Here is an 11,969-nt window from a genome sequence, read left to right as displayed (position 1 = left end):
GAGGAGGCTTGTCATGACGAAGGACGGCAATTTCAAGAAGGTCGTACGGCGGCACGCCGAGGAGACCGGCCAGCGGTACACGGAATCGCTGACCGATCTCGAGGGTCTGAGCGACCGCATCTACCACGAGCCGGACGCCGATCGGCTGCTCGTCCACCTGCGGAATCGCTACGGTATCGACGCGGTCGCGGCGACGAAGCTCAGCGTGCACAAGACGTACGTCTTCCGCATCGACCGGAACGACGGTCCCCCGTGGATCGCGCGGGCGTTTCCGCCGGCCCGGCCGAGGTCCGGCGTCGAGGGCGATGCCGCAGTACTGCGATTTCTCGAGCAGCACGACTACCCCGCGGAACGCCTCGCGGTCGACGACGCGGTGTCCGACTTCGACGGAAGCGCGGTCCTCGTCACCGAGTTCCTCGAGAGCGTCCCGCTGCCCGGCGGCATCGAGGACTTCCGCATCATGGCTGACATGCTCGGGCGACTGCACGCGCTGCCGTACGACGAGTCCGTCAGCCGGCCCGGCGGGGCGAGTGGTGAGGACGCCCGCCGGATGGGGAAACCGCGGCAGGACCTCCTGGCGGGCCTGGCATTCCTCGACGCCGTGGACACGAAGGTCGGGGCGGCTGACCGCGAGCGGTTCGAGCGGCTCCTCGACCAGGTGCGCTCGGCGGACGACGGCGAGGGTCTGCCCGAGGGACTGCTGCACGGCAATCTCCTGCATGCCCCCGATCACGCGATCGTCGGCAAGAACGGGCCGGTGGCAATCAACTGGACGGCGTCCGGACGCGGACCGCGACTCGCCGATCTCGCGTTCCTGCTCTGGGGAACCGGGAACTGGGCGCCGACGAGAAGCACCAACGAGGAGCGCGTCGAGGCGGTCGTCGCGGCGTACCGCAAGCACGTCGAGCTGACCGACGAGGAGCTCGACCGGCTCGAAGCGGTGATGTACATCAGGCCGCTCTACCTGGTGTGCTTCGGCTACCGGCGTGATCTCACCAACGGTGTGCCGTTCAACGAATGGTGGTTCCTGGAGCCGGCGGAGTACTTCACGACCACCGCGGCGGCGACCAGGAGGGCGTTCCGCGGCTAGCAGGGTGCCGGCGGGCAGCCCGACGATGCTCAGCCGAAGCTGGGTGGGTCGACCTGCACGCGGACCGTGCCGGGGTTCTTCTTGGTGGTGCGGGCCGATTGGGCTTCCTTGAGGGAGCGGACCAGCGTGGCGCCGTGGGTGCGGGGGGTGCGGACCACGGCGCGCGCGGTTTCGTCGTCGACGTCTACCGGGCCCAGGACCTCCAGGCCGGCGGAGGGCGGGATCAGCTCGCGGAGGCGGGTGATCAGGTCGTTCACGGATTCCGGCGGACCGGTGAGTTCGGCGAGTTTCGCGGCGGGGGCCAGGCGGGCGGTACGGCGTTCCTCGATCTCGCGGAGGGCGTACCCTTCCGGACTCCAGCGGACGATCGCCTGGAGCGGAAGGGCGGACGGGTCGCCGACCAGGATCACCGGAGCGCCCGCGCGGACCAGCGCGGCCGCGTTGAACCAGCGGCGGACGGCTTCCTCAGCGGCTCGCAGGTCGGGGCGGGACAGCAGCAGCCAGGTGTCGAGCAGCAGCCCCGCGGCGTACCCGCCCTCGGCGACCGGCTCGGCGCCGGGCGTACTGACGATCAACGCCGGGGCGTCCGGCACGACGTCGAGCACGTTGTCGCCACCCGACGTACGCACGACGACCCCAGGGAACGCCCGCCCCAGTTCCTCCGCCGTACGACGGGCTCCGACGATCGCCGCGCGCATCCGGGTGTCCCCGCACTCCGGGCACCGATGGTCCGCGGCCGGCCGGCCGCACACGCTGCAGCTCGCCGGCCCCGCTCCCCCGGTACGTCGCAACGTGCCGCCGCAGGTCGCACACCGCGACGGCGCCCGGCACGTCTGACAGACGAGGCTCGGCAAGTACCCGGCCCGCGGCACCTGGACCAGCACCGGCCCGGACCGCAGCCCTTCCCGCGCGATCTCGAACGCCCGGTGCGGCAACCGCGCCGCCCGTGCCGACGGGTCGCGCTTCAGGTCGATGTCGGACTCCCCCGCGATGTGCACCGACGGCGCCGCCGCGCGGATCACCTTCCGGTCCGCGATCAGCTCGTGCGCGAACCCGGACTCGACGAGCGCCGCCGCCTCCGCGGACCGCGCGTACCCACCGAGCAGCGCCGCACAGTTCTGCCGGAACGCCCGCAGCAGAAGGACTTCCCGGGCATGCGGGTACGGCGCGCGCGGCTCGGCGTACGACTCGTCGCCGTCGTCCCACATCGCCACCAGCCCCAGATCCGCCACCGGCGCGAACGCCGCCGCACGCGTCCCGATCACCACCCGCGCCCGCCCGTGCAACGCGGACAGGAACGCGCGATAACGAGCCGTCGGCCCGAGATCGGCCGACAGCGTGACGAACCCGGTCTCCCCGAGCACCGCCCGGCAAGCACCCGCCAACCGCTCCAGGTCCCGCGCATCCGGAGCCAGCAGCAACGCACCCCGACCCGACGCAGCACACGCAGCCGCCGCCTGCGCGAACGCGAGCGGCCAATCGGCCCCCGGTACGGCGGTCCACACCGCGCGCGGCGCCTCGCCCCGCTCGACCGCGTCCAGGAAACCCGTCGGGTACGGCGACCACTCCGAGCGGGACGTCGACGCCGGCGGACGCGGCGGCTGGTCGCAGCACAACGGCTCGCCCTCGACCTTGGCGTGCCGGGGCGGCACCGCCAGCCGCGTGACATCCGCGAACACCCCGGCGTACCGATCGGCGACCGCCCGGCACAGGTCAGCGATCTCCGGAGTCAGCACGCGCTCGCCGGAGACCACCCTGCGGAGCCGGACCAGCTTGCCGTCGTGGTCGGACGTCTCCAGCCGCTCCAGCACGAACCCGTCCAGGTCCTTGCCGGCGAACCGCACCTTCACCCGTGCACCTGGCTGCGCGGTCGCCGCCAGGTCGTCCGGGACGAGATAGTCGAACGGCCGGTCCAGATGCGGGAGCGAGACATCGACCGCGATCCGGGCCACCGGCAACGTCGTGGTGATCGGCGCGGGCTCCTTGGTGCGCGATTTGCGCACGGTGTCCCGCAACAGCGTCAGCTGCTCCGGCGAGTCCGATGTCACCCGGGAATGTTAGTCCGGCGGGACGGCAGTGCGGGTCTGCACTGCCGTCCGCCTGTGGACAACTACTTGTTGATCGCGGCCTTGAGCGCCTCGACGCGATCCGTACGCTCCCACGTGAAGTCCTCGCCGGTGCGGCCGAAGTGGCCGTTCCGCGCGGTCTGGGCGTAGATCGGCCGGAGCAGCTCCAGGTCCCGGATGATCGCCGCCGGACGCAGGTCGAAGACCTCGCGGACCGCCTCGGTGATCTTCTCCACCGGCACGGTCTCGGTGCCGAACGTGTCGACGTAGAAGCCGACCGGCGCGGCCTTGCCGATCGCGTACGCGACCTGGCACTCGGCCCGCGCGGCCAGCCCGGCGGCGACGATGTTCTTCGCCACCCAGCGCATCGCGTACGACGCCGACCGGTCCACCTTGGACGGGTCCTTGCCGGAGAACGCGCCACCACCGTGCCGCGCCATCCCGCCGTACGTGTCGATGATGATCTTCCGCCCGGTCAGCCCGGCGTCACCCATCGGGCCGCCGACCTCGAACCGGCCGGTCGGGTTCACCAGCAGCTTGTAACCGGTCGCGTCGATGTCGAACTGCTCGAGCACCGGGTCGACCACGTGCTTCTTGATGTCCGGCGACAGCATCGTGTCCAGGTTGATGTCCGCCGCGTGCTGGCTGGACACCACCACGGTGTCGATCCGGACCGCCTTGTCACCGTCGTACTCGATGGTGACCTGGGTCTTGCCGTCCGGGCGCAGGTAGGCCAGCGTGCCGTTCTTGCGGACCTCGGCGAGCCGCTCGGACAGCCGGTGCGCGATCGTGATCGGCAGCGGCATCAGCTCCGGCGTCTCGTCGCACGCGTAGCCGAACATCAGCCCCTGGTCGCCCGCACCCTGCAGGTCCAGCTCGTCCTTGGACGCGTCCGAACGCGTCTCGTACGCCGTGTCCACGCCCTGGGCGATGTCCGGCGACTGGCTCCCGATCGCGACCTGCACCCCACAGGACGCGCCGTCGAAGCCCTTGAGGGACGAGTCGTAGCCGATCTCGAGGATGCGCGACCGCACGATCCCCGGGATGTCGACGTACGCCGTCGTGGTGACCTCACCCGCGACGACGACCAGACCCGTGGTGATCAGGGTCTCGACCGCGACCCGGCTCTTCGGGTCCTCGGCCAGCAACGCGTCGAGGATGGAGTCGCTGATCTGGTCAGCAATCTTGTCCGGGTGACCTTCGGTCACGGACTCGGACGTGAAAAGGCGCCTCGCCACAGGTTCTCCTTCGAATTCCTCGTGTGCCGCCCGGCTGAGCGATGGGCACGGCCGCGCGATCCCCCCATGCACCGGCGGTTGGCGATGCATCTGGGAAGTATGCCAGCAGTTTCCCCCGGGATCCCGGCGACGCTCCGAATTCGTCCGACATGCGAGACCGGCGATCACATACTGGATGGATGGCCGGGTTTCACGCGTGCGCACCGACTGTCACGTCGCCGAGTGTGAGCGAGGGCGCAACACCGAGGATGGCACCCAACCGGTCCACCTCGGCGTCCAGCAACTTGCGGCGGCGCCGGTTCAGCGGCGTGAGCGCCTCGACGGTGACGTGCAGCGTCCGGCCGGACTTCTTCTGGTGCCAGACGCCCGCGACGATGCCGTCGACGAGCAGCAGCGGGTAGTTCCCGGCCTGACCGCGTGCCGTCGCGCGCTCGAACGCCTTGCCGGGGAAGAGCAGCTCCCTCGGGTAGCTGCCGACGCCGTACGCGTCGAAGTACGGCAGCAGACGTACGCCGTCGACGGGGTCCTCCGGGAAGTCGCCGTCGCCGGGTGCATACCATACGGTTTGGTCTGCCAGGGTCGCCTGCGGCAGCTCCTCGAAGTACGGCTTGACCATGGTCGGCGTCGCCTTCAGCCAGCGCGCGAATTGCTGTGGTGTCGCCGGGCCGTACGAGTACAGGTACCGGTGGAGCAGCTCGGTGAGGGCCTTCTCGGCCGGCATCGGGTCGAACGGGCGGAGGCGGTGCGGGTTCGAGTACGTCGTGAGCCTCCCGCGGAGCGGACCGTGGCAGAGGACCCCGGCCTGCGCGGCCACGTGAACCGCCTGCCGCCAGCGGGCCCAGGCGCCCTGGAACGCGGGGATGGTCGGAGTTCGGGCCCATTCACCGGTCCGCCGTACGACTTCCTCGGTCAACTCGTCGACGGTCAGATCCTCGTGCGCGAGGGCCTCGCCGATCGCGACGACCACCTGGTCGACCTCGTCCGGGGTCATCCGGATCGGCTCGGGTTGCAGCCCGTTCGCCGGGATCGCGGACAGCGCACCGGTCCACATCGGCAGATCGTCCAGCGGCAGCAGATGCACAGTCCCCCGCGGCCCAAACGTCTTCACAAGCCCCTCGTCCCGCTGCACCGTCTCCCGGTTCGCCCCCTGCACCCGCAACGCCACCGACATCTCCCCCGCCACCGCAACCTGCGCATGCGCCCCACACATCCCCCGCACCGCATCCACCACCGACCCAAACGCCCCACCAACGCCCACCCCACCAGCCCCCGCCGTACCAACGCCCGCTCCACCAGCCCCCGCCGTACCAACGCCCACCCCACCAGCCCCCGCCGTACCAACGCCCGCTCCACCAGCCCCCGCCGCACCGGACCCCGCCGTACCAACGCCTGCCCCACCAGACGCCGCCGTACCAACGCCCGCCGTGCCGACACCCGCTCCACCAAACCCCGCCGCGCCGGACCTCGCCGCGCCGGACCTCGCCGTGTCGGACTGCGCTGCCAGGCCGTGCCGCCGCATTCGCCGCGCGACAACCGCGCCCCAGGTGATCTCCATACCGGCGACTCTAGAACCGAAAGCGGACAGCTTCTGTCCTCTTGTCCCCAACGGCCGGGCCACGTTTGAGAGGTGAACCCTTCCCGTTGCCCGTTCACCGGCGTCATGCACTGGGTGAACGGGCAAGCTGAGAGGTCAACCCTCGAACGGCCGACGCTCACGCCGCATTGCGCGAGCGGGCGAACGCGCCGTGGAGGTCGGACAGCAGCCGGGCCGGTGTGTCGAGGTCCGACCAGTCGGCCCGAACGACCTGGAGACCTCGCGCTCGCAGCCGGTCCTCACGCAACTTCTCCGCGATCAGCACCTCGCCGGACGCCCCCACGTACTTGATCCTGCCGTCGAACTCCAGCACGGTGTTGAACTCGGCGAAGAAGAAGTCGACGCGCGCGATGAACCCACGGGCGTCGTAGAACTCGACCTGCAGCATGGGCGCCGGCAACCCGTGGTCGGCAATGAGAACCCGCAGGCGGGATTCGCCGACCGACTCCGAACCAGGGTCACCGAAGTTCAGGGCGGCCCGCGCCGTCGCGCTACCCGGCCAGTACTCCGTGGCATCGAGCAGCCGGCGTACGTCGTCCGCACTCATCGGGTGATCGCGCAGCGCGGCGTCGAAGCTCACGACGGAGGCCTCGAAGGACGTCGTACAGGCGGTCTCGAACACAGCACGCGCGACCGTGGTCGTCACCAGCCCGCCGACCCGGGCGAGGTCGGCGTCCACCAGCCCGCCTGCGTGGTACTGCACACCCGCGACCGCCCCGCTGGCCGGCTCACCACGCCGGGTGATGTGCACCCGACTCAGGTCGAGCCCCCAGAGCGGCAACCCGTGTAGCGCCAGGGCTGACTGATGACTGACCGCGACCGCGCGGTGCCGCCGTGAGTTCACCACGGCATGAATCCTCCGTAGATGTTCCTGCCGGGCCGCTACCCAGGGCTCGAGCGCGGCCAGGTCGAGCCGCTCGGCGTACTGCCCGTGGCGGATGCGAACCCACCTGCCATCGCCGATCCGCAGCCGGATCTGCCGCGGCGTGTAGCCGCTGAGGAGTGCCTGCCGCCGACTGAAGACGCCACCCTGTCGCGCCGCCACCACTTCGAGATTCGAGTTCACCCGTACAGCGTGGCTGCTACCCATACCTCGTGGGACCCCGATTCGGCCTTCTGTGGACAGCCGTTTCAGAGGTTCACCCCTGACATGGTCCGTTCGCCCCCCGCATGCCGACAGCAAACGGTCCAGCTGAGAGGTTCACCCCTCAAATGGCCCTTGCACGGCGGGCAATACGGGCGGCCAATACGGGCGGGTGGGCCGGGGGCCGGGCGGGCAGGCGGCCGGGCGAGCCGGGCAGGTGGCCGGGCGAGCAGGCGGCCGGGCGAGCCGGGCAGGTGGCCGGGCGAGCCGGTGGCCGGGCGGGCGGGCCGGGGGGCTAGGGCCGGGGGCGGGGCTAGGGCCGGGGTGTGGGCCAGTGGGTGGCGACGAGGTTCCAGATGACGCCGGAGAGGGCGTCTTTTGAGCCGGAGGGGACGGGGAGGGCGGTGCCGGCGCGGTCGAGGATTACGGCTTCGTTGAGGTCGCTGCCGAAGACCTTGCCGCCGGAGACGTCGTTGACGACCAGGAGGTCGCAGCCTTTGCGTTCGAGTTTGGCTCGGCCGAGGTCCAGGACCGTGTGGTCGGCGTCGCCGGTTTCGGCGGCGAAGCCGACGATGATCTGGTCGGGGCGGGCGCGGTCGTGCGAGATGGTGTGCAGGATGTCGGGGTTCTGCACCAGGTTCACGGCAGGTACGGCGCCGTCGGCGGTCTTCTTGATCTTGTGTTCGACGACGTCGGCCGGGCGGAAGTCCGCGACCGCGGCGGCCATCACGATCGCGTCCGCGTCGGCGGCCCGGCCGGTGATCTCGTCGTACAGCTCCTGGGCCGACACCACCGGCACCACCTGCACGCCGGCCGGGTCGGGCAGCTCGGAGTTGGCGGCGACCAGCGTCACCTTCGCGCCCCGGGCGGCCGCGATCCGCGCCAGGGCGTAGCCCTGCTTCCCGGACGACGAGTTGCCGAGGTACCGCACCGGATCCAGGTGTTCGCGCGTCCCGCCGGCACTGATCAGCACGTGCTTCCCGGTCAGATCGGCCACCGACTGCCCGGCGGCACGTGCCGCCTCGTCGGCGAGCATCAGCTGGCTGATCGCGAAGATCTCCGACGGCTCCGGCAACCGGCCGCGTCCGGTGTCGGCGCCGGTCAACCGCCCGACCGCCGGATCGAGGACCGTGATCCCCCGCGAACGCAGCGTCGCGACGTTCGCCTGCGTCGCCGGGTGTTCCCACATCTCGGTGTGCATCGCGGCCGCGAACAGGATCGGGCAGCGCGCGGTCAGCAGCGTGTTCGTCAGCAGGTCGTCCGCCAGCCCGTGAGCGGCCTTGGCGATCAGGTTCGCGGTGGCGGGCGCCACCACGACCAGCTCGGCGGCCTTGCCGATCCGGACGTGCGGCACTTCGTGTACGTCGTCGAACGGGTCCGCGGTCACCGGCTTCCCGGACAGCGCCGCCCAGGTCGCCGCACCGACGAACTCCAGCGCCGCCGCCGTCGGCACCACCCGGACGCTGTGCCCGGACTCGGTCAGCCGTCGCAGCAGGTCACAGACCTTGTACGCCGCGATACCGCCGCCGACACCCAGGACGACATTGGGCTTGTGCTTGGGCACGCCAGAACCCCCCGGGGCCACTGAGGTCCCAGGGGTCTCGTTCTCACCGGTTGCGGACATCGCTCGACTCCGTTCCCGGTTGAGTCAGCTACTCGGACTTCTCCGCGGCTGCGGCGGCTTCCGCCTCGGCCTCGGGGTCGATGTCGGTGCAGGTCAGGACACCGTCGTTGATCTCGCGCATGGCGATCGACAGCGGCTTCTCCTGGACGTGCGTCTCGACCAGCGGTCCGACGTACTCGAGCAGGCCTTCGCCGAGCTGCGAGTAGTAGGCGTTGATCTGCCGCGCCCGCTTGGCCGAGTACAGCACCAGCTTGTACTTCGAGTCGGTGTGGGTGAGCAGGTCGTCGATCGGCGGCGACGTGATGCCGATGGCGACGGGCTGGTTGCCAGACAAGTTCAGCTCTTTCCAGAGATGGAGGGTGATCGAATCAACTTTACCAACTGATCGGCGGCCGCCCGAACCGAGGCGTTCACGATCGTCACGTCGAACTCCTTCTCGGCCGCCAGTTCCAGCACCGCGGTCTCGAGCCGGCGTTCGCGCTCCTCCGGCGTCTCGGTACCGCGACCGACCAGCCGCCGGACCAGCTCGTCCCAGCTCGGCGGCGCCAGGAACACGAACTGTGCCTCCGGCATCGTCTCGCGGACCTGCCGGGCGCCCTGCAGGTCGATCTCCAGCAGCGCCGGCCGGCCCTCGGCGAGCTTGTCGAGCACCGGCTGCCGCGGCGTACCGTACCGGGCCGCCTTGTGCACCACCGCCCACTCAAGCAGCTCGCCGTCGGCGATCATCCGGTCGAACTCGGCGTCCGACACGAACAGGTAGTGCACGCCGTGTACTTCGTTCGGCCGTGGCTTGCGGGTGGTCGCCGACACCGAGATCCAGATGTCCGGGTACCGCTCCCGGATGTCGGCCGCCACCGTGCCCTTGCCGACCGCGGTCGGTCCGGCCAGCACGGTCAGCCGGGCCGGCGGCCGCTCGCCGCTGCCGGCCGGAGCAGGATCGTTCGGGTGCGTGGTCATCGTCACACCAGTGTCCAACGAGCCGGACAGAGTTTCGGTTCGGCTCACTGGGGTCACTCGGCGAATTCGCGCTCGAGCGCCGCGATCTGGTTCGAACCCAGGCCGCGGACCCGCCGGGTCTCGGAGATGCCCGCGCGCTCCATGATCTGCTGCGCCCGGACCTTGCCGACGCCCGGAATGCACTGCAGCAGCTGGCTGACCCGCATCTTGCCGATCACGTCGTTCGTCTGCCCCTCGTGCAGCACCTCCGTCGGAGACGCTCCCGAGTGCCGGATCCGGTTCTTGATCTCGGCTCGTTCACGCCGCGCCGCCGCGGCCTTGTCCAGAGCTGCCGCACGCTGCTCCGGAGTCAAAGTAGGAAGTGGCACCGTTTCACCTTGTCCCGTTGTATGGCTTCGCAAGGGAACCTAACACGGGTTCAGCCCGAGGTTCGGCCGACGTCGGGTCGAGTCGTCAGTTCAGCTTCGGCAGGTCGACCTTGCAGCTGTCCTTCGCCTGGCCCGAGATGTTCTTGTACGCCGTCATCACGGCGCCGGTCTGCTTGCTCAGCCTGGCCAGCTCGGCCTTGTCCGAACCGGCCTTCCTGGCCTTCTCGGCGAACGCCACGACGACGCCCCAGTCGTCCTTGACGTCCTTCGGGGCGGAGCCCTGGAGCTTCTTCGCCTGGTCCAGGATCTTCACGTAGTCGACCGGCTTCTGCGGGTCGACGTCGACCACCTTGGCGGCGTACTTGGCCAGATCGACGCAGTACGCCTGATCATCGGTACAGGCGGTCAGCACACCGGCACCGGCAGCCACGGTCGCGAGAACGGCAAGAGTTCGCTTCACGGACGGTCACGCTACTACCCGGGTGGGCCGGTGGGACGGAACGGGCAGAGCCGTCCCACCAACTGCACCCACTGTGGATCAGTTACCGGTGCTGTTCATGTCGATCTTGCAGGAGTCCTTGGCCTGCTTGGTGATCGCTTCCTGCGCCGACTGGATCTTCGGCAGCTCGGACTTCGCGAGCTCCGCCAGCTTGGTGGTGTCGCCGTTGGCGTCCTTCACCTTGCCGATGTAGTCGACGACGACCTTCCAGTCGTCCTTCAGGTCCTTCGGCGCCGACTTCTCGACCTTCTTCGACTCCGACAGGATCTTGTCCAGGTCCCCGGACTTCTTGGTGTCCAGGTTCTTGCCGGTGTCGACGTAGCTCTTCAGGTCGTTGCAGTAGTTGCCACCCGAGCAGGCCGTCAGGGCGCCAACACTCATCGTCACAACCGCCGCGAGGGCTGCCAGCTTCCGCATCGTGTTCCTTCACTGTGTCGTGCGGGAAGACCGTGGCTCCCCGTCCGCCGACACCTTTCCGAACGCTGGGGTCACCGCAAGCTCCGGCACGCCGTGAAGAACATCGCACTCCGCGACTGGAACCCGTTTGTGACGTACTGCGTCAGCGCCGAACGTGCCCCCGAACGTCACCGCCGCCGCGTTCGCGGACACGATCACGAGGATCGCGATCCAGTCGAGCACGGCCGGCTTCTGATGCAGTACGACGAGCCCGACGAGGGCCGCGAGTACCGGGTTCACGCTCATGAACACGCCGAAGAACTGGGCCGGGACCCGGCGCAGCGTCAATACGTCGACGAAGTACGGGACGGCCGACGAGAGCACGCCGGCGGCCAGCGCGTACGTCGCGGAAGCGAGCGTTGCGGGGTGATGCGTCAGTACGACGATTCCGACCGGTACGTAGGCCAACCCGGAGAGGCCCGCTGCCGCGGCGGCACCTGTTGCGCCCGGCAACTCTCTTCCGACCTTTCGGTTCAGGAGGATGTAGAACGCCCAGCAGAGTGCGGCGAGCAGACCCAGTCCGATGCCCAGGTAGTCGGTTGTTGCCTGCGGACGGGTGAGGAGGATGACGGCGGGTGCGGCGACGAGTGCGCAGACCAGGTCGAGGAGGCGCCGCGAGCCCAGCAGCGCAACGGCGAGCGGTCCCAGGAATTCGAGCGTGACCGCCATGCCGAGGCCTACCCGGTCGATGGCCGTGTAGAGGGACAGGTTCATCACTGCGAAGACCGCTGCCAGGGCGATCACTGTGCGCCACTGGCGGGCGGTGATCGTGCGTAGTCGCGGACGGCCGACGGCGAGCAGCAGGAGGGCGGCGACCCACTGCCGGATCGCGACCACGCCCGCCGGGCCGATCACCGGGAACGCCAGCGCCGCCACCGACGCACCGACCTGCGTCGACAGCCCGCTGCCGAGCATCATCACCACACCGACCAACCGATCTCGCCTCACGATCCCGAGGATCCGCTCCCCGCGGCCGTGTGCAAAATGCGGCGA

Annotated in this window: 12 protein-coding genes; 1 reads left to right on the top strand and 11 read right to left on the bottom strand. The window is 69.8% G+C overall.

Annotated elements, in window-relative coordinates:
- The first annotated feature begins 13 nt into the window (after nucleotides 1–13).
- On the top strand, nucleotides 14–1,090 hold the full coding sequence (locus tag JOF29_RS16340; RefSeq protein ID WP_209695040.1) for a phosphotransferase enzyme family protein: 1,077 nt from the start codon (nucleotides 14–16) through the stop codon (nucleotides 1,088–1,090).
- Nucleotides 1,091–1,119: 29 nt separating this feature from the next.
- On the opposite strand, the gene JOF29_RS16335 is transcribed toward JOF29_RS16340, so the two are convergent.
- From JOF29_RS16335 to JOF29_RS16285, 11 genes are all read right to left on the bottom strand, one after another.
- Entirely contained in the window at nucleotides 1,120–3,138 is a 2,019-nt protein-coding gene (locus JOF29_RS16335) for a primosomal protein N' (RefSeq protein WP_209695039.1), read from the bottom strand.
- 62 nt (nucleotides 3,139–3,200) lie between these two features.
- On the bottom strand, nucleotides 3,201–4,394 hold the full coding sequence (gene metK / locus JOF29_RS16330) for a methionine adenosyltransferase (RefSeq protein WP_209695038.1): 1,194 nt from the start codon (nucleotides 4,392–4,394) through the stop codon (nucleotides 3,201–3,203).
- Between the two features lie 190 nt (nucleotides 4,395–4,584).
- Entirely contained in the window at nucleotides 4,585–5,604 is a 1,020-nt protein-coding gene (locus JOF29_RS16325; protein ID WP_209695037.1) for a winged helix DNA-binding domain-containing protein, read from the bottom strand.
- Nucleotides 5,605–6,106: 502 nt separating this feature from the next.
- The gene (locus tag JOF29_RS16320) at nucleotides 6,107–7,054 is read right to left on the bottom strand and encodes a type IV toxin-antitoxin system AbiEi family antitoxin domain-containing protein (RefSeq protein ID WP_209695036.1); all 948 of its coding nucleotides are present in this window, start codon (nucleotides 7,052–7,054) and stop codon (nucleotides 6,107–6,109) included.
- A gap of 331 nt (nucleotides 7,055–7,385) precedes the next feature.
- Nucleotides 7,386–8,636, bottom strand: coding sequence for a bifunctional phosphopantothenoylcysteine decarboxylase/phosphopantothenate--cysteine ligase CoaBC (gene coaBC, locus JOF29_RS16315; RefSeq protein ID WP_209695035.1), 1,251 nt, complete (start codon nucleotides 8,634–8,636; stop codon nucleotides 7,386–7,388).
- Nucleotides 8,637–8,724: 88 nt separating this feature from the next.
- Nucleotides 8,725–9,030, bottom strand: coding sequence for a DNA-directed RNA polymerase subunit omega (gene rpoZ, locus JOF29_RS16310; RefSeq protein ID WP_209695034.1), 306 nt, complete (start codon nucleotides 9,028–9,030; stop codon nucleotides 8,725–8,727).
- 2 nt (nucleotides 9,031–9,032) lie between these two features.
- On the bottom strand, nucleotides 9,033–9,653 hold the full coding sequence (gene gmk, locus JOF29_RS16305; RefSeq protein ID WP_209695033.1) for a guanylate kinase: 621 nt from the start codon (nucleotides 9,651–9,653) through the stop codon (nucleotides 9,033–9,035).
- A gap of 53 nt (nucleotides 9,654–9,706) precedes the next feature.
- On the bottom strand, nucleotides 9,707–10,021 hold the full coding sequence (gene mihF / locus JOF29_RS16300; RefSeq protein ID WP_141851332.1) for an integration host factor, actinobacterial type: 315 nt from the start codon (nucleotides 10,019–10,021) through the stop codon (nucleotides 9,707–9,709).
- An 85-nt stretch (nucleotides 10,022–10,106) separates the two neighbouring features.
- The gene (locus tag JOF29_RS16295) at nucleotides 10,107–10,481 is read right to left on the bottom strand and encodes a hypothetical protein (protein WP_209695032.1); all 375 of its coding nucleotides are present in this window, start codon (nucleotides 10,479–10,481) and stop codon (nucleotides 10,107–10,109) included.
- Between the two features lie 78 nt (nucleotides 10,482–10,559).
- On the bottom strand, nucleotides 10,560–10,937 hold the full coding sequence (locus tag JOF29_RS16290; protein WP_209695031.1) for a hypothetical protein: 378 nt from the start codon (nucleotides 10,935–10,937) through the stop codon (nucleotides 10,560–10,562).
- A gap of 9 nt (nucleotides 10,938–10,946) precedes the next feature.
- The gene (locus JOF29_RS16285) at nucleotides 10,947–11,924 is read right to left on the bottom strand and encodes an EamA family transporter (protein WP_307863383.1); all 978 of its coding nucleotides are present in this window, start codon (nucleotides 11,922–11,924) and stop codon (nucleotides 10,947–10,949) included.
- Between the last annotated feature and the right edge of the window lie 45 nt (nucleotides 11,925–11,969).

It is taken from the genome of Kribbella aluminosa, assembly GCF_017876295.1.
GTDB classification, from domain to species: Bacteria; Actinomycetota; Actinomycetes; order Propionibacteriales; family Kribbellaceae; genus Kribbella; species Kribbella aluminosa.
The sequence above is the reverse complement of the archived record's forward strand: the minus strand, read 5'-3'. Positions and strand labels throughout refer to the sequence as shown.

What these genes read in the sequence shown, in the direction of transcription:
- JOF29_RS16340 (WP_209695040.1), top strand. Translation starts at nt 14, where the DNA reads ATGACGAAGGACGGCAATTTCAAGAAGGTCGTACGGCGGCACGCCGAG.
- JOF29_RS16325 (WP_209695037.1), bottom strand. Translation starts at nt 5,604, where the DNA reads ATGTGTGGGGCGCATGCGCAGGTTGCGGTGGCGGGGGAGATGTCGGTG.
- gmk (WP_209695033.1), bottom strand. Translation starts at nt 9,653, where the DNA reads ATGACCACGCACCCGAACGATCCTGCTCCGGCCGGCAGCGGCGAGCGG.
- JOF29_RS16290 (WP_209695031.1), bottom strand. Translation starts at nt 10,937, where the DNA reads ATGCGGAAGCTGGCAGCCCTCGCGGCGGTTGTGACGATGAGTGTTGGC.